Below are 24,957 nucleotides of genomic sequence, written 5' to 3'. Positions count from 1 at the left end.
CGTTCACCCGAACCAGCTACCTGAACGTGGGTTTACGAACCGTCCGAAATTCCATGCTTGAAGGCGTACGCCACGGCCTGGGCCCGGTCCCGCACCGCCGTCTTGGCGAAAAGGTTGTTGATATGTGTTTTCACCGTTGCGGGGCTGACGAACAACCTTCCGGCGATCTCCGCGTTGGACAGACCGGCCGCGATCAGCGCCAGCACCTCGGCCTCCCGCTGGGTCAGCCCGTCCGGCAGCGCCGGGCGCCCGGGCACCGGTGCGGACCCGGCCGCCGGTGCGGGCGGAGCGGCGGCGGGTGCCGGCGGGGCCGCGACGGACGCCGGTGGCGCGGCGGGCCCCGGCCCGCCCGACAGCCGCTCCAGCAGCCGCAGTTGGACCTGCGGGGAGAGCCCGGCCGCGCCCGAGCGGACGTCCGCGACGGCGCGGGCGATCTCCTCCGCGCCGGCGTCCTTGGTGAGGAAGCCGCGCGCGCCGGCCTGCAGCGCGGAGAACAGCGAGTCGTCGTCGGCGTAGGTGGTGAGCACCACCACCTCGGTGCCGGGGTGCTCGGCCCGGATCCGCCGGGTCGCCTCCACCCCGTCGCAGCGCGGCATCCGCAGGTCCATCAGCACCACGTCGGGGGCGTGTTCGGCGACCAGCCGCAGCGCCTCCTCGCCGTCCGGCGCCGAGCCGACCACCGTGATGCCCGGCAGCAGGCCGAGCAGCATCACGATGCCCTCGCGCACCACGGTCTGGTCGTCGGCGACCACCACCCGGATCGGTCCGTCCGTCACGCCGGCACCCGCAGCAGCACGCGCCACCCTCCCTCCTCGGGGCCCGCCAGCAGTTCGCCGCCGAGCAGTTCCGCGCGTTCGCGCATCCCGAGCAGACCGTACCCGTTCCCGCTACCGCCCAGCACCGGGTGGGCCCCGCGCGGGGCACCGGAGTTGCGCACCACCAGCTCCACCTCGTCCTCCCGGTAGCCGAGCCGGACGTCCACCCGGCTGCCGGGCGCGTGCTTGCGGGCGTTGGTGAGCGCCTCCTGGGCGACCCGGCGCACCGCCAGCCCGGCCTCGGCGGGCAGCGGCCGGGGCACCCCGTCGACGGCCAGCCCGGCCCCGGCCCCGGCGGCCAGTTGGGCCACGAACTCGGCGACCGGCGCGAACTCGCCGCGCAGCGCGGACAGCGCCTGCCGGGTCTCGGCCAGCCCGTCCTGCGCCATCCGCCGGGCGGCGACCACCCGTTCGCGGACCTCGGCCCGCTCGGCCCCGGCGTCCAGCATCAGCCGGGCCGCCTCCAGGTGCACCAGCTGCGCGGACAGGCTGTGCGCCAGCACGTCGTGGATCTCCCGGGCGATCCTGGCCCGTTCGGCGAGCGCCGCGCTCTCGGCCTGCGCGACCTGCGCGGCCCGTTCCTGGGCGAGCAGGGCGCGCTGCGCGGAGCGGGCCTGGCCGTCCAGCCGCAGCAGGTAGCCGAGCAGGCCCATGCCGCCCGCGACGGCCATCATGGCCAGCAGCGAGTCGTCCGTGCCGAAGCCGTAACCGGCCAGCGCCGCACCGGCGGTGAGCAGTCCGGCGGCCAGCGGCAGCCGGACCACGGCGAGCACCGCGAGTCCGCACCAGATCACCGAGGCCAGCGTCCTGGCGCCGCCCTCGTCGGCCAGCGCGGCGTACCCCAGCAGCCCGGCGGCGCAGGCCAGCGTGGGCCACAGCCGCTGGGCCCGGCAGAAGTGGTGCCAGCCGGTGAACAGCACGGCGGCGGCGGCGATCCAGCCGATCGGGACCAGCACCAGCCAGCCCCGGTAGTGCAGTTCGCCGAAGGTCCCGAACACCACGGCGCCCAGCATGCAGAGCCGGCCGAAGAAGGAGATCGCCATCCGGGCCCGCGAGTCGCGCTCCCGGATCGGGACGTCCCGGTCGGGCCACCTGGTCCACCGGTCCAGCGTGCTCACCTGCGGGTCCTCTCTCGACGGCTCGACGGCGGTGCCGCCGACCCCCGTTGCGGGGGCCGGCGGCGGGGTGGTGACGGGGTGGTGACGGTCGGTCAGGCGGCCAGGCCGTGCAGCTTGCCGCCGCCCAGCTGCCGGGACCGCCACTGGACGGCCGCCGAGCGGACCAGCAGCAGCAGGCCCAGCGAGAGCAGCAGCACGCTGCTGGACTGGTGGACGTGCAGCGCGGCGCCCACCCCGTACCAGGCGGCCCGGATCAGGATCGCGCCGACCCAGGCGAACACCGTGACGGTGGTGCCCTTGCTCCACAGCGTGCCGTCCGTCTCGCGCCAGATCCGCACCGTCCAGCCCCAGGCGCAGCCCATCCCGGCGGTGGTGAGCATCGAGCCGGCCAGCAGGACGGCGGCGGCGACCCGGTGGTGCGGGTCGATCAGCACCGGGTCGCGCAGCGCGACGGCGGCGAGCACCAGCGGCAGCAGCCAGAAGCGGCGCTCGGTGTCCAGCCGGCGGGCCCGCAGCTGCCGGCCCACCACCAGGACGATCACGGCGGCGGCGATCAGGACGTCGGACAGGGCGGTCATTTCGGGTGCCTCCCGGGCGGGGTGGTTTCGACACCCTGAACGCTACGGACCGCGGGCCCGCCGGTCCTCGGAGCGGGGGTTGATCCACCGCGCGGAGGGCTCTCCACCCTGGGGTGGAGAGCCCTCCGCGGACCGGGGCCGCTCAGGCGTCGATCCGGGACCGGTCCAGGGTGGCCGCCGAGTCGACGATGAACTCCCGCCGCGGCGCGACGTCGTTGCCCATCAGCAGGTCGAAGGTCTTCTCCGCGGAGTCCAGGTCGCCCAGGTTGATCCGGCGCAGGATCCGGAACCGCGGGTCCATGGTGGTCTCGGCCAGCTGGTCGGCGTCCATCTCGCCGAGGCCCTTGTAGCGCTGGATCGGGTCCTTCCAGCGCAGCCCCTTGCCCTGGAACTGCAGCAGCGTGCGCCGCAGTTCGGCGTCGGAGTAGGTGTAGTGGTACTTCTCCTGGCCGCGCTTGGGGTTGGTCAGCTCGATCCGGTGCAGCGGCGGCACCGCGGCGAACACCCGGCCCTGCTCGACCATCGGCCGCATGTAGCGGTGGAACAGCGTCAGCAGCAGGGTGCGGATGTGCGAGCCGTCGACGTCGGCGTCGGCCATGAAGATGACCTTGCCGTAGCGGGCCTGGTCGATGTCGAACGTCCGGCCCGAGCCCGCTCCTATCACCTGGATGATCGAGGCGCACTCGGCGTTCTTGAGCATGTCGCTCACGGACGCCTTCTGGACGTTCAGGATCTTGCCGCGGATCGGCAGCAGCGCCTGGAACTCGGAGTTCCGGGCCAGCTTGGCGGTGCCGAGCGCGGAGTCGCCCTCGACGATGAACAGCTCGCTGCGGTCCACGTCGTCGCTGCGGCAGTCGGCCAGCTTGGCGGGCAGCGAGGAGGTCTCCAGCGCGGTCTTGCGGCGCTGCGCCTCCTTGTGCTGCCGGGCCGCGACCCGGGTCCGGGCGGCCGCGACGACCTTCTCCAGCACCGCCCGGGCCTGCAGCTTCTCGTCCTTCTTGGTGGAGGTCAGAAACGCCTTCAGCTCCTTGGCGACCACCGCGGCGACGATCCGGTTGGCCGCCGAGGTGCCGAGCACCTCCTTGGTCTGCCCCTCGAACTGCGGCTCGGCCAGCCGGACGGTGATGACCGCGGTCAGGCCCTCCTGGGCGTCGTCCTTGGTGATGTCGTCCTCGGCGACCCGCAGCAGCTTGGCGGCCCGCAGCGCCTCGTTGACGGTCTTGGCGAGCTGCCGCTCGAAGCCGGTGACGTGGGTGCCGCCCTTGGGGGTGGAGATGATGTTGACGAAGGAGCGCTGGGTGGTGTCGTAGCCGGCGCCCCAGCGCAGCGCGATGTCCACCCCGAGCTCGCGGGTGACCTCGGTGGGGGTCATGTGCCCGAGCTCGTCGAGCACCGGGACGGTCTCCTTGAAGGTGCCCTCGCCGCGCAGCCGCAGCACGTCGGAGATCGGGCGGTCGGGGGCCAGGAACTCGCAGAACTCGCTGATCCCGCCGTCGTACCGGAAGGTCTCCTCGGCGACCTGCTCGCTCTCGGTGAGCCGCTCGTCGCGCACCACGATGGTCAGGCCGGGGACCAGGAAGGCGGTCTGCCGGGCCCGGCTGTGCAGCGACTCCAGCGAGAGCCGGGCGTCCTTGAGGAAGATCTGCCGGTCCGCCCAGTAGCGGATCCGGGTGCCGGTGCGGGTCTTGGCGAACTTGCCCCGCTTGGTCATCCCGCTGCCGGGCTCGAACTTCGCGTCCGGCCCCTCCCCCGCGTAGGCGCCGGGGGTGCCGCGCCGGAAGCTGATCGCGTGGGTGGTGCCGGAGCGGTCCACCTCGACGTCCAGCCGGGCGGACAGCGCGTTGACCACCGAGGCGCCGACGCCGTGCAGACCGCCGGAGGCCGCGTACGAGCCGCCGCCGAACTTGCCGCCCGCGTGCAGCTTGGTCATCACCACCTCGACGCCGGACAGCCCGGTCTTGGGCTCCACGTCCACCGGGATGCCGCGGCCGTTGTCGCGCACCTCGACCGAGCCGTCCTGGTGCAGCAGCACCTCGATCCGGTCGCAGAAGCCGCCCAGCGCCTCGTCCACCGAGTTGTCGATGATCTCCCACAGGCAGTGCATCAGGCCGCGGCTGTCGGTCGACCCGATGTACATGCCCGGCCGCTTGCGGACCGCCTCCAGGCCCTCCAGGACGAGCAGATGCCGCGCGGTGTAGTCGGACCCGCCCTCACCGGTCACCAGAGAGGACGGGCCGGTCTTTTCTCCACTCACGCTCTGCACTCCTCCATGACGTTGACGGACACCCCCGCATGCTCTCAGCAACTGAGATCCGGGTCGCTGAGGTCCGCGCTCCTTGTACGCGCTGCGCGAACAAGGTTCCCGCCCCGGGGGCGGTTCCCAGCCTGCCATCTCCTGCCGACACCACGGGTCCTGGCGGATCCGGGCGGCCGGGGAGGGCGGCGGAGCTGCTGCGATGCGGTCCAACGGGTTCCGGGACGGGGCTTATGCTCCAACCCAGCGGAGGATTATGCTACGCGGACCTCGCACCCCGGCCCGATCGGGCGTTCGAGGTGATCTGCCGGTCACGGGAATCGGCACGCATGAACCGCCGTTGTCCGGGGCACGTCCTCAACAACAAGACGACGGCAGAATCCTCAAAGAGAAAAGCCACGAGCGGGAACGAATTCGACCTGGTTGGATGTTGATCCTGGTACACAGCTCGTCGAGCTAGAGAAGAGGCGACGTGACTACTGTTCTGACCCCTGCGAGCCCGCTCACCGCGGCAGACCGCTGCGACCGTTGCGGCGCTCAGGCTTACCTGCGCGTCGTCCTCTCCAGCGGCGGAGAGCTGCTGTTCTGCGCCCACCACGGGCGCAAGTTCGAGCCCGAACTCAAGAAGATCGCCGTGGAGATACACGACGAGAGCGACCGCCTCTCCGGCACGTCGGCGACGGCCGAGGAGGGGGAGCGCTGACGCTCCCGCTGCTCCACCGAGCTGCCTGAACGGCCGGGTGGCCCTCCCCCTCGGGGGCGGGCCACCCGGCCGTGGCGTTTCTTTCCGGCCACGGCCCGCGGTGCGGCGTGGCTCACAGCACGTTGTGCACGGCCTCCGAGACCGCCGCGATCCGGGTGTACACCCCGGGGTGGTCGGCCTCCGCGCAGCCCGCGCCCCAGGAGACCAGCCCGGCCAGCCGCCCGCCCACCAGCAGCGGCCCGCCGCTGTCGCCCTGGCAGGCGTCCTTGCCGCCCTGCGCCTCCCCCGCGCACACCATGCTGCGGGCGTCGTACGCGCTGTCCGAGCCGCCCGGGTAGGCGTGGCCGCAGGCCTCGTCCGAGATGACCGGCACGGTGACCTGCCGCAGCGTGTTCGAGTAGCTGCCGTTGCCCCGGGTGTCGCCCCAGCCGAACACGGTGGCCGGGGTGCCCGCCGCGTACGGCTCGGTCTCGCCCGGGTTCACCATCTCCAGCACCGGCCGGCCGTCCTGCGGCTCGGTCAGGGTGAGCACCGCCACGTCCCGGGTGTTCGCGGTGAAGCTGTAGCCCGGGTCGATCCACACCCCGCGCACCGCCACCTCCCGCCCCGCGGTGCCCCGCAGGTCGTCCCGGCCGACGATCACCCGCAGCCCGGGCCGGTCGGTGGGGCGGGCGGTGGTCTCGTCGTAGAAGCAGTGCGCCGCCGTGACCACCTTGGTCGGGCTGATCAGCGCCCCGCCGCAGAACTGCCCGGAGCGGGCCGAGCCGAACTGCTGCCGGCTGGCCAGCGCCACCATCCACGGGTGGTCCCCGGTGCTGGCACCGGTACCGCCGATGATCCGCCGCTGCGCGACGGCCGGCCCGGCCGCGCCCAGCGCGACCAGCGGGGCGGGCAGGGCGGCCAGGGCGACGAGCGCGACCGCCCGGCGGCGGAGCCGAGGCGCGAACGTGTCCAGGATGGGCACCGGTTCTCCAGGGGTTCGGCGGGGTGCGGGGTTCCGCGCACGGAGCGGGGCGCGGTGCGGGCCCGACCGGCGCGCGGACGGGCTGCCGCTCCGTCACGCGACAACCGGCCCAGCGTAGTCATCCGCTCACCCGCCGTGCCCGCACCTCAGCCCGCCGCCACCCCATCGGGCGACCCCCGGACACGCGAACGGGCCCCTCCGCCGGTGGCGGAGGGGCCCGTCCAGGTGACTCGGGCCGACCGGGGTCAGTCCAGGTAGTCGCGCAGCACCTGGGAGCGCGACGGGTGGCGCAGCTTCGACATGGTCTTCGACTCGATCTGGCGGATGCGCTCGCGCGTCACGCCGTAGACCTTGCCGATCTCGTCCAGCGTCTTCGGCTGGCCGTCGGTCAGGCCGAAGCGCATCGAGACCACGCCCGCCTCGCGCTCGGACAGGGTGTCCAGCACGGAGTGCAGCTGCTCCTGGAGCAGGGTGAAGGAGACCGCGTCGGCCGGGACGACCGCCTCGGAGTCCTCGATCAGGTCACCGAACTCGCTGTCGCCGTCCTCGCCGAGCGGGGTGTGCAGCGAGATCGGCTCGCGGCCGTACTTCTGGACCTCGATGACCTTCTCGGGGGTCATGTCGAGTTCCTTGGCCAGCTCCTCCGGGGTGGGCTCGCGGCCCAGGTCCTGGAGCATCTGGCGCTGCACGCGGGCGAGCTTGTTGATGACCTCGACCATGTGCACCGGGATGCGGATGGTGCGGGCCTGGTCGGCCATGGCGCGGGTGATCGCCTGCCGGATCCACCAGGTCGCGTAGGTCGAGAACTTGTAGCCCTTGGTGTAGTCGAACTTCTCGACCGCGCGGATCAGACCGAGGTTGCCCTCCTGGATCAGGTCCAGGAAGAGCATGCCGCGGCCGGTGTAGCGCTTGGCCAGCGAGACCACCAGGCGGAGGTTGGCCTCCAGCAGGTGGTTCTTGGCGCGGCGGCCGTCCTCGGCGATGATCTCCAGCTCGCGCTTGAGCTTCGGGGCGAGCTTGTCGGCCTGGCTCAGCTTGTCCTCGGCGAACAGGCCGGCCTCGATCCGCTTGGCGAGCTCGACCTCCTGCTCGGCGTTGAGCAGCGGGACCTTGCCGATCTGCTTGAGGTAGTCCTTGACCGGGTCGGCGGTGGCGCCGGCGACCGCGACCTGCTGGGCCGGGGCGTCGTCCTCGTCGTCGTCCGAGAGCACGAAGCCCTGGTCGGTCTCCTCCTCGGCCTCGCCCTCCTTGCCGTCGCCGGGCAGGGCCACGTCCTCGAGGAGCTCCTCCTCGCCGACCATGTCCTCGTCGCCCTTGGCTCCGGGCTTGCCGGCCGCGGCGGTCTTCTTGGCAGCGGTCTTCTTGGCGGGGGCGGCCTTCTTGGCCGCCGCCTTCTTCGCCGGGGCGGCGGCCTTCTTGACGGCGGCCTTGGCCTCGGCGACCTCGATGGTCTCGACGACGGTGACCTCGGTGCTGGTCACCGAGGCGGCCACCGACACCGACGGGGCGATGGTCGCCGCGGGGGCGATCCGCACCGGGGGCTTGGTCTGGGCGACCGGCGTGCGGGTGGTGACCGCCTTGGTCGCGGTGCGCTTGGTGGTGCTCTTGGCCGCGACGCTCTTGCGCTTGGCGCCGGCCGGCTCCGCCGCGCTGACCATCAGCTCCACCCCCTCCTCAATCAGCACCTGGTTGAGGCTGCGCATGACGTTCTTCCACTTGGTGACCGGGATCTGGTCCGCCTCGAACGCGTGGCGCACGTCGTCACCGGCGATCTGCCCCTGGGCCTTGCCCCGCTCGATGAGCGCCAGCAGTGCCGCGGACTCGGCGATCTCGGGGGGAAGGGAACGGGATGTGCTGGCCGACACGAACAACCTCTCGGACGATGAGTGGACACGAACCCGCACCGACCGGCCCGACTGCTCGGGCTCGGGCGGGTGGACGGTGACCGGGGTCTGCAGGACGGCAGCAGCGCCGCGGACCATCACAGCCGACTGGCTTGTGGTGATATTCCGGAGCTGCTTCCGCTCCGTACACATCGCTGCCGCCCCTCAAGTGTTACGCATGCCCGTCGTGGCGCCCGTCACACCACCCGAGCGCCGGTGCGGGCAGCCCCCGAGCGGCCTATCCGCGGGGCCGGACCGGGGTCCGCGGGGGCGCTCCGGCGGGCAGCCGGGGTGCGGGCCTGGTCCGGCGGGCGGGTCCGGCGGGTCCGGCGGACGGGCTCCGGTGTGCCGATGGCCCCTCGGCTGCGCGGGTGGGGCAGCAGAAGGGCCATCCGGTCGGAGCGGCGGGCGCGGTCCCGGCCGCTCAGTGCTCGCGCGGCGCGGGGACGGCGTGCTCGACGTCCGGGTGGACGGTGAGCAGCGCGCGGACGGCGGCCTCGGCGGCGGTGCCGTCGCCGGTGCCGAGCGCGTCCACCAGCCGGGCGTGCAGGCTGACCGCCGAGTCGGACGGGCGCTCGCAGGTGGTGCCGGAGCCGCCGGAGACCTGGAGCGCGCCGGCCACGATCCCGGACAGGTGCTCCAGCATCCGGTTCGCGGCCATCTGCAGCACCAGGCCGTGCAGTTCGGCGTCGGCCCGGGAGTAGCTGACCAGGTCGCCCTGGCCGCCGGCCTGGCCCATGATCTCGGTCAGCTCGACCAGCCGGTGCTGGACGTCCTCCCGGCCGTGGCCGGCCGCCAGGCGCGCGGCCAGCGGCTCGATCGCCCAGCGCAGCTCGAACAGCTCGCGGCGCTGCTCGTCGCGCTGCGGGCCGAAGGCGCGCCACTCGATGATGTCGGGGTCCAGCAGGTTCCAGTCGCTCACCGGGCGGACCCGGGTGCCGACGTTCGGCCGGGCCGAGACCAGGCCCTTGGCCTCCAGCACCCGGAGCGACTCGCGCACCACGGTGCGGGAGACCTCGAAGCGCTGGCCGATCTCCTCCGGCACCAGCGGGCGGTCGGCGCCCAGGTCGCCGGAGACGATCATCTGGCCGAGCTGCTGGACCAGCTGGCCGTGCAGGCCGCGGCCGCGGCTGCTGGTGGTCTTCCGACCGACCCGGGCGAGGTCGTTCTCCGCCCCCTCCCAACGGGGTGCGGGCGGGGTCGGGCGGTCGGCGTACGGGAAACGGTCCAACTCGGAGGCGGAGATCGACTCGGCCTGGCGAGCGGCGGTCACGGTGGGGTGCGCAAGGGTACTCACGCCATCCTTTGTCGGCGATCGGCGGATCCGCCTTGAGCATTCTCGTGAAAAGCACACGAAAGGGTGATCGGCCGTGTCTGGATAATTGACTTCTTATCAGTTGGAAATGCGCATACCGGTCATCAGTGGTTGTTTTCCCCCGTGGTTGCTCCCGCCCCGCCTGTCACACCGTCAGGGCGCTTCCCGCTGCCGTTCCCTTGTCGACCGCCGCCGTTTCCCGGGCGGAAGCTCCTGGTCACAGGCTCCGGCGGCGCAGCTGGACCAGCACCGCCGCCAGCACCAGCAGGGCGGCCGGGGCCAGCAGCGCGGCGGCCACCGTGCCGTCCAGCGCTCCGGCGGTCCGGTCGGCGGCGCTGCGGACCCAGTCCAGGCCGTACTGGAAGGGCAGCAACTCCCGTACCCAGATCGGCCAGTTGCGGCCCGTGCGGTGCAGCAGCAGGCCCGCGGTGGGCTCCAGCAGGGCGGGCAGCGCGCCGGTCAGCAGGACGCCGGCCAGGGCGCTGCGCACCAGCGAGGTGATCAGCAGACCGGCCCAGCCGCCGGCCACCGCCAGTGCCGCGTACGCCGCCAGCGGGCGGCCGATCCCGCCCGCCGCGAACGGGCCGGCCGGCAGGTCCGACAGGTCGAGCAGCGTCGACGCGTCCACTCCGGCGGGCAGCGCGAGCCTCACCGCGACGGCGTTCACGCCGAGGACGGCCACCGCCAGCAGGGCCGCCGCCGCGCCCACCACCAGCGACTTCGCCAGCAGCGCGCCCAGCCGGCGCCCCAGGGTCACCCGCGAGGCGGGCAGGCCCGGCCAGCGCGCCTCGTTGCCGTAGGCCAGCGCGCCGAGCACCGCCGCCGCGAGCGCGGTCAGCGGCAGCGGCAGGACCGGCACCACCGCCGCGACCGACCGCACGGCGTCCGGCACCGCCAACTCCCCGGCGGGCAGCCGGGTCGCCGAGAACGCCGCCAACGCCGCGTTCACCAGCAGCGCGCCCGCGACCACCACCCACGTGGAGCGCACCCCGCGCAGCCGACGCACCTCACTCGCCACCAACCGCACGGTCACTCACTCCCGTTCTCGTCGCCGACGGCGCCGCGTCGCGCCGCCCCTTGCGGATCCACCGCGCCCGCACCGCCCGGCCGGACCTCGTCCGCCGACCGCGACCGCTCCGCCGGTTCGGCCCGCCCGGCCGGCCGCAGTTCGGCGGTCGCCGCCGACCAGGGACGCCCCGGGAACGGCCGGACGGGGGCGGCGGGCCGCTGGCCGACTCCCCTGATCCGGGCGGGAGTCAGCAGCTCCGCGTCGGTCGGGTTGGCGGCCAACTGCTCGGTGTCGACCGCGGCGGTGTCGACCGCGGCGGGGCCGGGCTCCGGCTCCACCGCTGCTGGCACCGCCGCTGCCGTTGCTGGTGCCGCTGTCGCTGCCGGTCGGCCGAGCGCGGAGGCGCCGCGGGGCGTCCGCCGGGTCAGGTCGACGGGGAACGCCGGCGGTACTGGTGCGGTTTGGGCGGGGGCGGTCGGCGCGGGCACGGACACCGCCGGGGCCGGCGGCTCCGCCCGGGTGCGGGGCCCGGCCTGGGCCGGGGCCGGGGGATTCGGTGCGAGGGCGGCGGCGGCCCAGCGGCCGGCCTGCAGGCCCCGGTGGTCGAGCGGGCGCTCGGGCTCCGGCCCGGCGGGGCGGCCGACGGTCACGGGGCGCTGCTCGCCGGAACGCTGCTCACCGGGGGCGGCCGCGCCGGGGTGGTCGGCTCCGGGGTGGGCCGCGCCGGGGCCGTCCGCACCGTCCGCGCGGAGGCCGGACGCCCCGGCGGGCTGTGCGGTGCGGCCGGACTGCGACTGCGGTTGCTGCTGCGGGTTCTGACGGGGCGTCCGGATCGACACCTGGCCGGCGCGGCCCGAACTGCCGGGCAGGGCGGCGGGGTAGGAGACCGGGCGCTCCGCCACCCGGTCGGCCAGCTCGTGCAGCAGGATGCCGTTGCGGTAGGCGAGTTCGCCGACCTCGGTGCGGTCGATGCCGCTCACCGCGAGACCGGCGCCGCCGTCCCGCCGGACCTGGCCGCCCTGGGCGACCAGCAGGTCCGCGAGGCGGGCCATCTGCGGGCCCCGGACCAGGACTTCGGGGTGCAGCCTGGTACGGCGGAACTCCACCACCGGCTGGTCGGCGGCCAGCCGGCCCGCGTCCAGGGTGACCACCCGGTCGGCGAGCGCGGCGGCCTCCGCCGGGGAGCGGGTGGTGGTCAGCACGGTGCCGCCCGAGAGCGCGAAGGAGCGCAGGAAGGCGCCGAACCACTCCTCGTTGCTCGGGGACAGGCCCTCGGTGGGGGCGTCCAGCAGCAGCGTCGAGGGGGTTCCGAGCAGGGCGGCGGCCAGCGCGAGGCGGCGGTGCATGCCGGGCGAGAAGGTGCCGATCCGGTGGTCGGCGACGGCGGCAAGCCGGGTCTGCTCCAGCAGGTCGTCGGCCCGGCGCGCGGGAACGCCGACCGCACCGGCCAGCATCCGCAGGTGGGCCCGGGCCCGCTGCCCCGGATGCCCGGCCTCCGGGCGGCCCGTGGCCAGCAGGACCCCGATCTCCCGCTCCGGGCGCCGGATCCGCCGGTACGTCCGGCCGTCGAACAGGGTGAGGCCGTGCCCCCGCTCCAGTTCGACCATCAGCCGGAGCGCGGTCGACTTGCCCGCGCCCTCGTCGCCGAGCAGCGCGGTGACCATCCCGGGACGGGCGTCGAAGGTCAGGTCCAGCACCGCGGGGGGACGCCCCCGCCGGTACGCCTTGGTCAGTCCGGTGATCTGGATCATCGCCGCCCGCTCCCTCGCCTGCCGACGGACCGGGGATGTCCACCTGGCCCGAGCCTGCACAGTAGGGCGCGGAAGCGGGGAAACCGGGCATTCCGGATGGGTCGTGAGCGGTGTTAGCACCGACCTCACCCGTACAGGCGACAGCCCTCCCGCCGCGCTGACGCCTTCCTCACGGACCGTCACCACCCGTCGGCAGCAACGGCCTTGGTGTCGGAACCGGCCGTCCTGCCGCGGTTCCGGCGCGGAGCCAGCGGGCGGCTGGCTCCGGGGTCAGGACTCGGGGCGCAGCATCGGGGGGTTGAGGACGGTGGCGCCGCCCGCGGTGAACAGCTGGGCGGGGCGGCCGCCCTGACGGGTCGTGGTGCCGCCGGAGGGCAGCAGGAAGCCCGGGGTGCCGGTGACCTTGCGGTGGAAGTTGCGCGGGTCGAGCACCACGCCCCAGACCGCCTCGTAGACCCGGCGCAGCTCGCCGACGGTGAACTCCGGGGGGCAGAAGGCGGTGGCCAGCGAGGAGTACTCGATCTTGGAGCGGGCGCGCTCCACCCCGGCCGCCAGGATCTGCCCGTGGTCGAACGCGAGCAGCACGCCGTCGTTGCGCTCCTCGCCGAGCAGTTCGCTCACCGGCGCCCACCGGGCGCTGCTGGCGTCGCCGCCCGCGCGGGGCGACGGCAGGTCCGGGGCGAGGACCAGGTAGGCGACGCTCACCACCCGCATCCGGGGGTCCCGCTGCGGGTGCCCGTAGGTGGCGAGCTGCTCCAGGTGCGCGCCCGCGGGGGCCTGTCCGGCCGGGAGGCTGCCCGGCAGCGACTGCGCCCGCAGCCCGGTCTCCTCCGCCAGTTCGCGGGACGCCGCCTCGGCCAGGCCCTCGTCCAGCCGGACGAAGCCGCCGGGCAGTGCCCAGTAGCCCTGGAACGGTGCCTCGCCGCGCTTCACCAGCAGGGCGCACAGCTCGTGGTCGCGCACCGTCAGCACCACCAGGTCAACCGTGACTGCGAACGGGGGGAAGGCCGACGGGTCATAGCGCGACATGCCGCCGATCTTAGTCGTCTCTCTGACGATAAACACAGACCACGGTGCCTTTCCCCTCTCTCCGGGCCGCCCCGGACCGTCCTTCCCAAGCCGTCCGCCCCGGCGGGGCCGCGTTCAGCCGGCGGCGAGTTGCAGGAACGACGGCGCCTCCTCCACGACCGCGACGCCGATCCGGCTGACCCGGACCGAGAACGGCTCGCCGGCCACCCGCAGGCCGGTCAGTTCCAGTGCGCCCAGCGGGGCGGTGCTCGCCGGGCGGGTGGCCACCCGGCCTGACGGGACGTCGGGGCGGACGCCCGCCAGCGAGAGGACCAGGTGCACGGCGGCGGCCGCGGAGACCCCGGCCGGGCGGCAGGCCGCCGGGTGCGGGACGGGCGGGCAGTCGGCGACCTTCTGCTCGCCGGCGTACATCTCCGGCAGGCGGCCCTCGAAGTGCGCGGACGCCTCCAGCAGGCCCTCCAGCAGTATTTCGGCCTCCCGCTCGAACCCGGCGTCCACCAGGCCGCTCACCGCGAGCGCGGTCTCCTGGACCCGCACCGCACCGCTGCGGTGGCCGAGCGGGTTGAAGCGGGAGGACTTCGCGCTCAGGGTGCGCAGGCCCCAGCCGCAGTCGAGCTCCGGCGTCACCAGGCGCTGGGCGAGCACTCTGGTCTGCTCCCGGTCGAGCAGGCCCTCGTGCAGTTCGCCCTCGGCGGCCAGGCCCAGGTCGAAGAGGTGCACCAGGGTGGAGGCGACGGCGGGCACCGGCCGGTCCGGTGCCAGCAGGGCGGCGGCCGGACGGCCGCCGGACAGGTCGTCGATCCAGAACTGTTCGCGGAACCGTTCCCGCAACTCGGCGGCCCAGGACCGCCACTGTGCCCCGCCGGGCCGGTCGAAGGCGTCGAGCAGGTCGGCGCCCTGGAGGGCCGCCCGGTGGGCCTGGGCCTGGACCTCGCAGCGGGCCGGGCCGGGGCGCGCGGCGCGCTCCTCCGCCGGCCGGCCGAAGTCGGCGACGAACCCGACCGGGCCCTCCGGCCCCTCCACCAGTGCGGACCGCAGCGCGCCGAGGGCCCGCTCCGCCGCGGGCAGCAGTTCGGCGACCTCGGCCCGGGGCATGCCCCAGCGCCAGGCCTCCGCCAGCACCGTGACGAACAGCAGGGTGGCCTCCGTCGCGGTGCAGCTGGCCGGGAGTTCGGGCCCGCCGTGCCGCAGCGGGCCGGGGATCACCCCGTCCATCGTCTGCGCCGCCGGACCGGCCTCGCCTGCGGACGGGTTCGGCCCGCCCGCCGGACCGGTGGCGCTCCCCGGCACCGGACCGGCCGCGCCGGTTCCGGCACTCTCCGGGGCTGACGCCCCGTCACCCGGCGTGGCGTCGGTGGGCCGGGGCGCGGGAGCCGGGGCGGGAGCGGCGGGCGGGGCCGCCTGGTGCTGGCGGCGGGCGACGGCCCGCAGGGTGCCGGCGGCGAGCCGGGTGCCGAGCGGCAGGGTCATCCTGGCGGCCCAGAGCGCGTCGGCGGCGGTGAGGCCGAAGCGCCAGGGTGCGCCCGAGGCGGTGTAGAGGTCGGTGGGGCGGTCCGCGTCGGCGAGCAGCAGGCCGCCCAGCGAATCCAGGGCGCGGGAGACCAGGCGAGCGGCCCGGCGGTCGTCGGCCCGGACCTCGGGCTCGGACCAGGGCAGCGGCACCCCGGGGCCGCGCCCGGTCGGCGGCCGCCCCGTCGACGGGGTCTCCAGTTCGGCGCGGAGCTCGACCGACCAGCGGGCGCCGGGCTGGATCTCCAAGTCCCAGCGCAGCACGCCCGCTCCGGCCAGCACCGCGTGCGGCGAGGGCCGGGCGCTGACGGTCGCCGCCCGGCCCTGGCCGACCCAGCGCAGGCCGGACGACTGGACCTGGCCCGGCAGGTCGGCCGAGCGGCGGCCCGCCGCGATGTCGGTGAGCAGGCCGAGGTCGGTGCCGAGCGCGATCTCCAGCGGGAGCCTGGCCGGCCGGGCGCCCGTATTGCGGACCGTCACGGTCTCCGCGCCGTCGGCGTGCCGCAGCCGCTCGACCGTCAGCGCCGGGTCCGGGTCGAGGTCTCCCGGCACCCGGACCGAGCCGACGAACCGGGCCGCCGCCGCGGACGTCAGGGTGCCCTGGAGCGGGAGCGGCTCCATGCCGCCTAGCCGCAGCTCCATCCGGGCCAGGGTGCGCACCCCGTGCCGGAAGAAGCCGTGCATGCCCTGGCCCCGCAGCTGGCCGTCCGGCCCGGAGGAGGCCATGCCGGGGGCGTTGACGCACAGCACGTCGTGCGCGGCGGAGGGCTGCGGCCGGGGCGGCGCCGCCTGGCCGGGCGGCCGGGCCGGACCGGCCGCGGGCACGCCCGCCACCTGCTCGGACCGGCCCGCGGGCGCCCCGCTCGGCGCCCCCGGCTGATCGGCGCGCGGGCCCGGCCCGCCCCGCCCGGCCGCCGGGTGCCCCGGCCCCTGCCGCGTCACGGTGCCGTACGGCGGGGTGCCGCCCCCGTACGGCGCACCGCCGGCGGGGGTGCCGTACGGCGGTGTGGCGGCCGGGGGCGCGTACGGGTGGGCCGCCGGGTGGGCGGCGCCCGACGGCATGCCGTGCGGCGGCGTGCCGTAAGCGGGGGTGCCGTGGGCCGGAGTGCCGTGGGTCGGAGTGCCGTACGCGGGAACGCCGTACGCGGGAGTGCCGTACGCGGCGGCGCCGTGGGCCGGAACTCCGTGGGCCGGGGTGCCGGGAACCGCCGGGCCCGCTCCGGGCGTTCCTGGAGCAGAGCCGTTGGGCGTGCCGTGGGGAGGCGTGGCCTGACGGGGTGTCGGAGGGCCGACCGGCCGGGCCGGTGGCGCGGCGGCGGCACCGGACGTCGGCGGGTTGACGGGCGGCAGCGGTTGGGGCGCTGCGTGGGGTGGCCTTGAGTCGGTCACCGGGCTCTCCTCCCCCCGACCGGCCGAGGGCTGCGGGCTCGGTCGGCCGCGAGCGTGCTCGATCGCGGACTGTGCTGCTCTGCCGCCGGAACACGCGGCTCCGACTCGGATCTGACCGGACCGCCGGTGCTCCGCCCCGGCCGGGGTGGTGTCCCGGACCGGACGCCAGGGCCGTCCGGGGGCCGGCCGCGCCGGGTCGAACGACGCGTGACCGGTGCCCGACACGGTCGGCCCGGCCGCAGTCGGCCCGGCGGTGCCGGTTCGGGTGGTGACGTTCTGCAGATTGAACGCACCACACCTGCCCCAGGTCACGCCCGTCCGGCGGGCGTCCGGTCGGAGGCGGCCGCGAGCCGTGGGTGGTTCGGCGCTCCGCGACCGGCACCCGGGGCGCCCGCTGTGTCGTGGTGCCGTTCGAGGGTCTCCGCACGTGGCGGCCGCCCCCCGGCGGCTCCTGTCCGCCGTCAGGATACGGTGCGAGGACGGCGACGGACGCACCGGTGACCCCGGCGTTCGGCGCCGCGACCAGCCTGTGACCAGCTCGCACCTAGGAGTTGCATGTCCTCCCGCAGCCGCATCCCCGGAATCGTCACCACCGACCACGTCTTCCGGGTGCCGCTGGACCACGGTGCCCCCGGTGGCGAGTCGATCGAGGTCTACGCCCGCGAGGTGGTGGCCGCCGGACGCGAGCACGACGAGCTGCCGTGGCTGGTGTACCTGCAGGGCGGCCCCGGTGGGAAGGCGAACCGCCCGATGGGCCGGGACGGCTGGCTGGACCGGGCGCTCGACGACTACCGGGTGCTGCTGCTGGACCAGCGCGGCACCGGCCGCTCCACCCCCGCCAACCGGCAGACCCTGACCCGGCGCGGCAACGCCCGGCAACAAGCCGAGTACCTGGCGCACTTCCGGGCCGACTCGATCGTCCGGGACGCCGAGCTGATCCGCCGTCAGCTGCTTGGCGAGGACGGCGAGTGGAGCCTGCTGGGGCAGAGCTTCGGCGGCTTCTGCACCCTGACCTACCTCTCGCTGGCCCCGGAGCACCTGCGCGAGGCCTTCGTCACCGGCGGCCTGGCCGGCCTGCGCCGCTCGGCGGACGAGGTCTACCGCGCGGCCTACCCGCGCGTCGCCCGCAAGAACGCCGGCCACTACGCCCGCTTCCCCCAGGACGTGGCGGCGGTACGGCGAATCGCGGCGCACCTGGTCGAGCGGCCCGCGGCCCTGCCGGGCGGCGGCACGCTGACCGTGCAGGCGTTCCAGGCGCTGGGCATCCTGCTGGGCGGCGGCTCCGGCTCCTACGTCCTGCACTACCTGCTGGAGGAGGCCTGGGTGGAGGGCGCGGACGGACCCGAGCTCTCCGACACCTTCCTGGCCGGGGCGCAGTCGCACCTGTCCTTCGCCCAGAACCCGCTGTACGCCGTCCTGCACGAGTCGATCTACGGGCAGCGCTCGGTCGACGCCGGGGCCACCGACTGGTCGGCGGAACGGGTGCGCAAGGAGTTCCCCGAGTTCGACGCCGAGGCGGCGCTGGCCGGGGACGGGCCGGTGTTGCTGACCGGCGAGATGATCCACCCCTGGATGTTCGAGACCGACCCGGCGCTGCGGCCGCTGCGCGAGACGGCGCAGCTGCTGGCGGAGCGCACCGACTGGCCCGACCTGTACGACCTGCCGCGCCTGGCGTCGAACCAGGTACCGGTGTACGCGGCGGTGTACCACGACGACATGTACGTGGACACGGCGCACTCGCTGGAGACCGCGGACGCGGTGGCCGGCACCCGGGTCTGGATCACCAACGAGTGGGAGCACGACGGTGTGCGGACCAGTGGCCGGACGGTGCTGGACCGGCTGATCCGGATGGCGCGCGGCGAGGTATAGCCGACCGTCCCGCAGCCGCGGGTCGAGGGTTCGCATGTCAGTCTCCGATCGTGTGTCGGCCCCGGCGCGCCCGGACCTGCCGGATGCGGATGCCCGTCGGCACGAACCGGTGGGGGCGCGGACGCCGCCCCGGATCGGGCCGGCAGGCCACTGTCGGGGGCCCGTCGGCGGGGGTGGACGGAGCAGGCGGGTCGGTCGGACGGCCGTCGCCCGGCTCGTCGGCCTCCGCCGGCCCGGGCCCGTCCGGTGCCTCTCCCGGCTCCGGCAGCGGAGCCGGTTCCGCCCTCGGCCCGGGCACGGGGGTGGGGGCGGGCCCAGGTGCAGGGCGCTCCGGAGCGGGGCCGGTTCCGGTGGGCGGCAGGACCGGCCCGGAGTCCGGATCCCGGTGCCCGAAGCCCTCGCCCGGACCGTCCGGGGCGGTTCCTCCGGTGTCGGCACCAGCCGCGGCCGGCGGCGGGGGTGCCGCCGGGCGCGGGGCGGGTGCGTCCCGCAGGCGGGCGGTGCGTTCGCGGCGGACCACCCGGAGCAGGGACTCCGGCGCGATGCCGGAGTTCAGTGATTCGTAGAGGAGTTGGGCCAGGGTGTAGCCGGGGTCCAGCTCCAGTGCCCTGGCCAGCACGATCCGGGCCGTGGCCGAGTCTCCCGCCAGCCAGGACGTCCAGGCCAGCAGGGTCATCGGCGGAGCGGCGAGGTGTTCGAACGGGTCGACGCAGCGTTGGACCAGGAACCGCCACAGCCGCTGGGCGGTGCCGAGCTCGTCCGGTTCGGCGTACTCGGCGGCGCGGTCCCGGCCGAGTTTGTCCTGCATGCCGATCAGCAGCCTGGCGGTCCGCGCAGCGTCCAACTCGCGCGCCCCGGACTGGAATTCGGCCATCGCCTCGGCGATCAGCCCGGCGGTGCGCCCGACCGCCGCGGTCCGGCCGCCGGGGCCGGCCAGTTCGCGGATGAAGGGCGGCCCGGCGTCCTCCAGGGCGCGGCGCTGCACCTCGGAGAGCGGGGGGCCGACCGGGGCCAGCCCGGCCACGATCGCCTTGCGGCTGCCCCGCGGGGCGAGCCCCGCGTAGGTGGCCGCCACGGCGAGCGGGCTGGGGTGGCGGGCCTCCCGGACCGGAGTGCCGCCCGGCGGGCAGCAGTCGGCTCCGGTGCACAGGAAGGACCACCAGCGGCCGGCGGAGACGCACAGCGACTCCTTGACGGCCACCTGCTCGCCGCGGAAGGCCCGGGCGAGCGCGTCGGCCAGCGGGCGGAGCCGCTCCAGCACGGCGTGCCCGCCCTCGGGCGCGCGGGCACCCGGGTCGGGATCCCGGCACAGGTACAGCAGGACTTGGACGGGGCGGCGGTCGCGCTGTTCGGACAGCTCGACCAGGAGCCGGGCGGCCTCCGCGGCGGTCCGCTCCCAGTGGGCCGGGTCGTCCGGGATGTCGATCCGGATCACGCCGCCCTGGTCGAGCCCGCTGCCCTGCAGGCCCACCGCGACGATGCTGTCGTCGGGGAAGAAGCCCAGCAGGTAGGGGAGCATCTCCGCCATGTCGGCGGGGCCGCGCAGCCGGACCGGGAGGTGGCCGGGGCGCGGGGCGGGGGTGGTGGTGCGGTCGTCTGCGGTCATGGCGGAAAGCTTGGACCCGATCGCACCCGGTTGCGGATAATTCGCCCGACCCTGTGGATAAGTCGGGGGGTTCAGCATCTCCTCCCCCGAATGGACCGGATTTCTGGGCGATAACAGCGATTTGACGACCTATCAACCGATGAACGCCACCCTGTCCACAGCCTGTCATTCGCGGTCCGTCCGTGCCGCACGGTATCCATGACCCCATGCAGACGCGCGAGCTCCACCCGACCACCCCCGCCGACCGCGCCGCCGTCCGGGCCGCCGCGGAAGCCGTGCTGCGCGACCTCGCCGGCCCCGGCGCGGCCCTGCGCGAGGACCAGTGGAAGGCCATCGAGGCGCTGGTGGTGGACAGCCGCCGCGCCCTGGTCGTGCAGCGCACCGGCTGGGGCAAGTCCGCCGTCTACTTCATCGCCACGGCGCTGCTGCGCGCCCGCGGCGCCGGACCGACGGTGATCGTCTCCCCGCTGCTCGCCCTGATGCGCAACCAGGTCGACTCGGCCGCCCGGGCCGGCATCCGCGCCCGGACGATCAACTCGGCCAACCCGGAGGAGTGGTCGGAGATCCAGCAGGAGGTCGCCGACGGCCTGGTCGACGTCCTCCTGGTCAGCCCGGAGCGGTTGAACAACCCGGACTTCCGCGACCACGTGCTGCCCAAGCTCGCCGCCTCCACCGGCCTGCTGGTGGTGGACGAGGCGCACTGCATCTCCGACTGGGGCCACGACTTCCGGCCCGACTACCGGCGGCTGCGCACCATGCTGGCCGAGCTCTCCCCCGGCGTCCCGGTGCTGGCGACCACGGCGACCGCGAACGCCCGGGTCACCGCGGACGTCGCGGAGCAGCTCGGCACCGGCGCGGGCGACGAGCAGGCCCTGGTGCTGCGCGGGCCGCTGGACCGGGAGAGCCTCAGCCTGGCGGTGCTGCCGCTGCCCGACCCGGCGCACCGGCTGGCCTGGCTCGCCGACCACCTGCCCGACCTCCCGGGCTCCGGCATCGTGTACACCCTCACGGTGGCCGCCGCCGAGGAGGTCACCGAGTTCCTGCGCGGGCGCGGGTACCAGGTCGCCTCCTACTCGGGGCGGACCGAGGACGCCGAGCGCCGCGAGGCCGAGTCGGCGCTGCTGGCCAACCGGGTCAAGGCGCTGGTCGCCACCTCCGCGCTCGGCATGGGCTTCGACAAGCCGGACCTCGGCTTCGTGGTGCACCTCGGCTCGCCGAGCTCCCCGATCGCCTACTACCAGCAGGTCGGCCGGGCCGGCCGCGGGGTGGACCGGGCCGAGGTGCTGCTGCTCCCCGGCCGGGAGGACGAGGCGATCTGGCGGTACTTCGCCTCGGTCGGCTTCCCCGCCGAGGAGCAGGTCCGCCGCACCCTGGACGCGCTGTCCGAGGCGGGCCGCCCGCTCTCCACCGCCGCCCTGGAGACCTCGGTCGACCTCCGCCGCACCAGGCTGGAGACCATGCTCAAGGTGCTCGACGTGGACGGCGCGGTCCGCCGGGTGCGCGGCGGCTGGGAGGCCACCGGCGAGCCGTGGCAGTACGACGCCGCGCGGTACGCCAAGGTCGCCCGGGCCCGGGAGGCCGAGCAGCAGGCGATGCGGGAGTACGTGGCCACCGAGGGCTGCCGGATGGAGTTCCTGCGCCGCCAGCTCGACGACCCCGAGGCGGCCCCGTGCGGCCGGTGCGACCGCTGCACCCCGCCCCGGCACTCCGCCGAGGTCTCCGCCGGGGCGCTGGACGCGGCCCGGGCCGCCCTCGGCCGCCCCGGCGTCTCCTTCGAGACCCGGCGGATGTGGCCCACCGGCATGGAGTCCCTGGGCATCCCGCTCAAGGGCCGGATCCCCGCCGCCCAGCAGGCCGAGCCGGGGCGCGCCCTGGGCCGGCTGTCCGACATCGGCTGGGGCGGCCGGCTGCGCTCGCTGCTAGACGAACGCTCCCCGGACGGGCCGCTGCCGCGCGAGGTGCTGGACGCGATGGTCGGGGTGGTGGCGGACTGGGCCCGCGGCCCCGGCGGCTGGGCCGGGCCGGCCGGGGCGGACGGCCAGCGGCTCGACCGCCCGGTCGGGGTCGTCGCGCTCGACTCCGCCACCCGCCCCCGGCTGCTCTCCGACCTGGCCGGCGGCCTGGCCTCGATCGGGCGGATGCCACTGCTCGGCCGGGTCGAGTACGCGACCGGGGAACCGCCGCACGGCCCGCGCAGCAACAGCGCCCAGCGGCTGCGCTCGGTCGCCGGGGCGCTCACCCTCTCCCCCGGCCTGGCCGACGCGCTGGCCGCCGCGCCCGGACCGGTCCTGCTGGTCGACGACCTGGTGGATTCGGGCTGGACGCTGACGGTCGCCGCCCGCCTGCTCCGCCAGGCCGGCGCCACCGCGGTGCTCCCGCTCGTCCTCGCCGTCCGGGGGTGAGGCCCCGCCCCGGAAGCACCGGCCCCGTGAGCGCCGACCCCGGAGGTACCAGCCCCGAGGATGCCGACCCTGGCGGTATCCGCCCCTGAGCCACCGTCCTCGGAGCCACCGTCCTCGGAGCCACCGCCCCCTGAGCAGCCGCCCCCGCCATCCGGGCCGCGCGCCAGAAGGCGTACACCGGAACGTTTCAGGCCGTACACCCGGTGCTCACCGGACCGTCAGTCGAATGGCCCTGTGGGGAGCGTGGAACATATCCGGCAGAAGCGCGGTTTTCGGGCCGCGTTCGTCATTTCATCATTGCCGCTCGGAGTGCTCTCGTCCGAGAATTGGAAGGTATCCAGTGCCCGGTCCGTCGGACCCGGCCTTCGGCGTACGCTCGCGCGCTCCAGGGGGCGCGGGCTCGGGAAGGAGGATCGTGATCAACGGCACCGACCGAGGCCCTTCCCGCCACGACAGCCACCGGACCGTCACCCTGCCGGAGTGGGAGAGCTACGGCGTGCCGCTGCTGCGGGCACCCCGGGAGTTCGTCACCGAGCTCCACCGGCGGCACCTCCCGCAGCCGGGAACCACGGTGGTCGCGGTGCTGAACGCCGAGAACCGGGTGGTGGCCTCCGCCTCGTTCGGGGTCAGGCCGCAGTTCGACGACGGGTGGGACCACCGCAACGCGCTGCTCGGCCACCTGCGCCGGGTCACCCCGCACGACCTGAAGCGGTCCCACCCCAGCCGCACCGCCGTGCTGCTGCGCTGCCGCGAGGGCGGCCCGGACTGGACCGAGCAGGACGGCGCTTGGATGTGGGCGCTGCGCGCCGCCGCCGAACTGCACGGACTGCGCTGCGGCCCGTACCTGACGCTCACGCCGGCCGGCTGGCAGTCGCTCGGCGACGGCCGGCGCGGGCGCAACCCGCACTCCGGTTCGTGGGAGCTCGGCCCGGTCCACACCGTCACCGAACTGCCGCCGCGCCTGCCGCGCGGGGTGCCGGCCGCGGCGGCCGAACCGCCGCTCCCCCAGCAGCCCGCGGTCGCCCCGGTCACCTCGCTGAGCGCGATCCGCGCGCTGGAGGGCGTCCACGACGGCCGGAGCGTGCGCCGCACCGCCGCCCGCTGAAGCGGACGGCGCGCACCGGGCGCGGGGAACCCGGACGACGCCGCGGGAAAGCGGACGCGCCCGTCCGACCGGGCCCGCCCGCCGTGCCGGAAGGCACCGCGGACGGGCCCGGCCGGGCGGGCGACAGCGAAGGGACGGGCGTCGGCAGGAGGGGTGCTCAGGCGAACAGCGGGGCGACGGTGTCCGTCTCGCCGCAGACCACCAGGAGCTTCGCGGCCCGCTCCAGCGCCTTGCGCGCCGCAGCGACCACCCGCTCCGAGCGGCCCTCGTTCACCACCAGGACCACCACGTCCCGGCGGAGCGGGCGCGTCGCGGCGGCGTCGGCGTAGAACACGTCGCCGCCGTCGGTGAGCTGCGCCCAGTAGCGCTCCTCACCGAAGCTGAGCTCGTGCTCCTGCCAGGGGTGCGCCTCGCCGACCGTGAGGACCAGCACGTCGCCGGGGCGGCGGCCGGACTCCAGCAGGGCGTCGACGGCCTCGTCGGCACGGTCGATCGCCTCGGCTGCGGCGGCGGGCAGGAGTTGGACGTCCGGTCGGCCGGGGCGCGGCGCGGGGGCGGACTTGGGGCGGGCCGGGGGCCGCGGTCCGGGAACCGGACGGTCGGCACGGGGCGGGGCGGGACGCGGCGGACCGGGGCGGGGGCCCGGGACCGGAGCGGCGACGGCGGTGGAGGAAGGCATACGGGGGGCAGGTGCGTCCGACTTGTGGGGAAGGGGAACGCCGGGGCCCGGGATCGTCTCGTGAATCTCCGGCTCCTCGGGGAAGACAGGCATACCCGGATTCCTATCAAATGCCGGTCGGATGCGCACGGGCACCCCACCACTTGGAAGTCTGGCGCGCCGTACGGGCCCCCGCGGCGACGCTGGGGTGACCGGTGGGTGAATCCTGACGAACCGTCAGGATTCCGGCGGCGCCGACGGTGCCGACGGTGTTCAGGCGGTGCCGGCGGTGTTCAGGCGGTGTTCAGAAGCCCAGGGAGAGTTGCTCGCCGGTGTCGACCGGGACGCGCGAGCGCTTGAGGTGGCTCCAGCGCGGCAGCGCGTCCAGGTAGGACCAGGAGAGCCGGTGGTGCTCGGTGGGGCCGAGTTCCTCCAGGGCGGCGCGGTGCGTGGGCGAGGGGTAGCCGGCGTTCTCCCCGAAGGCGAACTCCGGGTGGTCCGAGCCGAGTTCGGCCATCAGCGCGTCCCGCCGGACCTTCGCCAGCACCGAGGCGGCGGAGACGCAGACGCAGGACTGGTCGCCCTTGATCACGGTGCGGACCTTCCAGGGGCCGCCCAGGTAGTCGTGCTTGCCGTCCAGGATCACCGCGTCGGGCCGCACCGGGAGCGCCTCCAGGGCGCGGACGGCGGCCAGCCGGAGCGCGGCGGTCATGCCGAGGTCGTCGCACTCCCGGGCGGAGGCGGCGCCGATCGCGTGCGCCGTCACCCACTCCGCCAGGACCGGGGCGAGCGCGGTCCGGCGACGCTCGGTGAGCAGTTTGGAGTCGGTCAGCCCCTCGGGCGGGCGGCGCAGTCCGGTGACGGCCGCGCCGACCATGACCGGCCCGGCCCAGGCGCCCCGGCCGACCTCGTCCAGCCCGACCACCAGGCGGGCCCCGGCCTGGTGCAGGGAGCGCTCGACCGCGTGCGTCGGGGGGTCGTAGGGCATCGGTGGTTCCGT

At 75.2% G+C, this 24,957-nt stretch carries 18 protein-coding genes; 4 read left to right on the top strand and 14 right to left on the bottom strand.

Annotated elements, in window-relative coordinates; genetic code table 11:
- Nucleotides 1-32: 32 nt before the first annotated feature.
- From IH44_RS0104255 to IH44_RS0104240, 4 genes are all read right to left on the bottom strand, one after another.
- A complete protein-coding gene (locus IH44_RS0104255) occupies nt 33-776 on the bottom strand; it encodes a response regulator transcription factor (protein ID WP_030458028.1) in 744 nt (247 codons plus the stop codon).
- The gene (locus IH44_RS0104250) at nt 773-1,933 is read right to left on the bottom strand and encodes a sensor histidine kinase (protein WP_030458027.1); all 1,161 of its coding nucleotides are present in this window, start codon (nt 1,931-1,933) and stop codon (nt 773-775) included. The genes IH44_RS0104255 and IH44_RS0104250 overlap by 4 nt, the downstream gene beginning before the upstream one ends.
- A gap of 92 nt (nt 1,934-2,025) precedes the next feature.
- Entirely contained in the window at nt 2,026-2,511 is a 486-nt protein-coding gene (locus tag IH44_RS0104245; RefSeq protein WP_035953863.1) for a CcdC protein domain-containing protein, read from the bottom strand.
- A 142-nt stretch (nt 2,512-2,653) separates the two neighbouring features.
- Nucleotides 2,654-4,765, bottom strand: a complete 2,112-nt coding sequence (locus tag IH44_RS0104240; protein ID WP_030458025.1) for a type IIA DNA topoisomerase subunit B — start codon at nt 4,763-4,765, stop codon at nt 2,654-2,656.
- A gap of 472 nt (nt 4,766-5,237) precedes the next feature.
- On the opposite strand from IH44_RS0104240, the gene IH44_RS0104235 reads away from it, so the two are divergent.
- Nucleotides 5,238-5,468, top strand: a complete 231-nt coding sequence (locus IH44_RS0104235) for a hypothetical protein (RefSeq protein ID WP_030458024.1) — start codon at nt 5,238-5,240, stop codon at nt 5,466-5,468.
- A gap of 112 nt (nt 5,469-5,580) precedes the next feature.
- Here IH44_RS0104235 and IH44_RS0104230 read toward each other — a convergent pair whose 3' ends face one another.
- From IH44_RS0104230 to IH44_RS49325, 7 genes are all read right to left on the bottom strand, one after another.
- Entirely contained in the window at nt 5,581-6,432 is an 852-nt protein-coding gene (locus tag IH44_RS0104230; protein ID WP_081966714.1) for a trypsin-like serine protease, read from the bottom strand.
- A gap of 245 nt (nt 6,433-6,677) precedes the next feature.
- Nucleotides 6,678-8,297, bottom strand: coding sequence for an RNA polymerase sigma factor (locus tag IH44_RS0104225; protein WP_030458022.1), 1,620 nt, complete (start codon nt 8,295-8,297; stop codon nt 6,678-6,680).
- A gap of 442 nt (nt 8,298-8,739) precedes the next feature.
- Nucleotides 8,740-9,612 (bottom strand): FadR/GntR family transcriptional regulator, encoded by an 873-nt coding sequence (locus tag IH44_RS0104220; RefSeq protein ID WP_030458021.1) that lies wholly within the window; start codon nt 9,610-9,612, stop codon nt 8,740-8,742.
- A gap of 235 nt (nt 9,613-9,847) precedes the next feature.
- Nucleotides 9,848-10,648 carry a hypothetical protein gene (locus tag IH44_RS0104215; protein WP_157852096.1) on the bottom strand — a complete coding sequence of 267 codons (801 nt, stop codon included), beginning with the start codon at nt 10,646-10,648 and terminating at the stop codon, nt 9,848-9,850.
- 11 nt (nt 10,649-10,659) lie between these two features.
- A complete protein-coding gene (locus IH44_RS0104210; RefSeq protein WP_051816538.1) occupies nt 10,660-12,390 on the bottom strand; it encodes an ATP-binding cassette domain-containing protein in 1,731 nt (576 codons plus the stop codon).
- A 270-nt stretch (nt 12,391-12,660) separates the two neighbouring features.
- Nucleotides 12,661-13,419, bottom strand: a complete 759-nt coding sequence (locus IH44_RS0104205; RefSeq protein ID WP_030458018.1) for an NUDIX domain-containing protein — start codon at nt 13,417-13,419, stop codon at nt 12,661-12,663.
- 114 nt (nt 13,420-13,533) lie between these two features.
- Complete coding sequence (locus IH44_RS49325; protein WP_304414186.1) at nt 13,534-15,990, bottom strand: glycogen debranching N-terminal domain-containing protein; 2,457 nt, start codon at nt 15,988-15,990, stop codon at nt 13,534-13,536.
- An 882-nt stretch (nt 15,991-16,872) separates the two neighbouring features.
- On the opposite strand from IH44_RS49325, the gene IH44_RS0104195 reads away from it, so the two are divergent.
- Nucleotides 16,873-18,186: an alpha/beta fold hydrolase gene (locus IH44_RS0104195; protein WP_030458016.1), complete on the top strand. Its 1,314-nt coding sequence runs from the start codon at nt 16,873-16,875 to the stop codon at nt 18,184-18,186.
- A 37-nt stretch (nt 18,187-18,223) separates the two neighbouring features.
- Here the strand turns inward: IH44_RS0104195 and IH44_RS0104190 are convergent, their stop codons facing one another.
- Complete coding sequence (locus IH44_RS0104190) at nt 18,224-19,792, bottom strand: DUF4192 domain-containing protein (RefSeq protein ID WP_051816537.1); 1,569 nt, start codon at nt 19,790-19,792, stop codon at nt 18,224-18,226.
- A 206-nt stretch (nt 19,793-19,998) separates the two neighbouring features.
- Between IH44_RS0104190 and IH44_RS0104185 the strand changes: the two genes are divergently transcribed.
- Both IH44_RS0104185 and IH44_RS0104180 read left to right on the top strand, forming a co-directional pair.
- Nucleotides 19,999-22,194 carry a RecQ family ATP-dependent DNA helicase gene (locus tag IH44_RS0104185; RefSeq protein ID WP_030458014.1) on the top strand — a complete coding sequence of 732 codons (2,196 nt, stop codon included), beginning with the start codon at nt 19,999-20,001 and terminating at the stop codon, nt 22,192-22,194.
- 418 nt (nt 22,195-22,612) lie between these two features.
- Complete coding sequence (locus tag IH44_RS0104180) at nt 22,613-23,299, top strand: hypothetical protein (protein ID WP_232794818.1); 687 nt, start codon at nt 22,613-22,615, stop codon at nt 23,297-23,299.
- A gap of 157 nt (nt 23,300-23,456) precedes the next feature.
- Here IH44_RS0104180 and IH44_RS46205 read toward each other — a convergent pair whose 3' ends face one another.
- Both IH44_RS46205 and IH44_RS0104170 read right to left on the bottom strand, forming a co-directional pair.
- On the bottom strand, nt 23,457-23,978 hold the full coding sequence (locus IH44_RS46205) for a hypothetical protein (protein ID WP_157852094.1): 522 nt from the start codon (nt 23,976-23,978) through the stop codon (nt 23,457-23,459).
- A gap of 283 nt (nt 23,979-24,261) precedes the next feature.
- Nucleotides 24,262-24,945 (bottom strand): ribonuclease HII, encoded by a 684-nt coding sequence (locus IH44_RS0104170; protein WP_030458011.1) that lies wholly within the window; start codon nt 24,943-24,945, stop codon nt 24,262-24,264.
- Nucleotides 24,946-24,957 lie beyond the last annotated feature (12 nt).

Source organism: Kitasatospora sp. NRRL B-11411, assembly GCF_000721345.1.
Lineage (GTDB): Bacteria > Actinomycetota > Actinomycetes > Streptomycetales > Streptomycetaceae > Kitasatospora > Kitasatospora cineracea.
The sequence above is the reverse complement of the archived record's forward strand: the minus strand, read 5'-3'. Positions and strand labels throughout refer to the sequence as shown.

Coding starts and splice junctions, on each gene's coding strand:
- IH44_RS0104245 (WP_035953863.1), bottom strand. CDS start 2,511: ATGACCGCCCTGTCCGACGTCCTGATCGCCGCCGCCGTGATCGTCCTG.
- IH44_RS0104210 (WP_051816538.1), bottom strand. CDS start 12,390: ATGATCCAGATCACCGGACTGACCAAGGCGTACCGGCGGGGGCGTCCC.
- IH44_RS0104205 (WP_030458018.1), bottom strand. CDS start 13,419: ATGTCGCGCTATGACCCGTCGGCCTTCCCCCCGTTCGCAGTCACGGTT.
- IH44_RS49325 (WP_304414186.1), bottom strand. CDS start 15,990: ATGCCGTCGGGCGCCGCCCACCCGGCGGCCCACCCGTACGCGCCCCCG.
- IH44_RS0104195 (WP_030458016.1), top strand. CDS start 16,873: ATGTCCTCCCGCAGCCGCATCCCCGGAATCGTCACCACCGACCACGTC.
- IH44_RS0104190 (WP_051816537.1), bottom strand. CDS start 19,792: ATGACCGCAGACGACCGCACCACCACCCCCGCCCCGCGCCCCGGCCAC.
- IH44_RS0104185 (WP_030458014.1), top strand. CDS start 19,999: ATGCAGACGCGCGAGCTCCACCCGACCACCCCCGCCGACCGCGCCGCC.
- IH44_RS46205 (WP_157852094.1), bottom strand. CDS start 23,978: ATGCCTTCCTCCACCGCCGTCGCCGCTCCGGTCCCGGGCCCCCGCCCC.
- IH44_RS0104170 (WP_030458011.1), bottom strand. CDS start 24,945: ATGCCCTACGACCCCCCGACGCACGCGGTCGAGCGCTCCCTGCACCAG.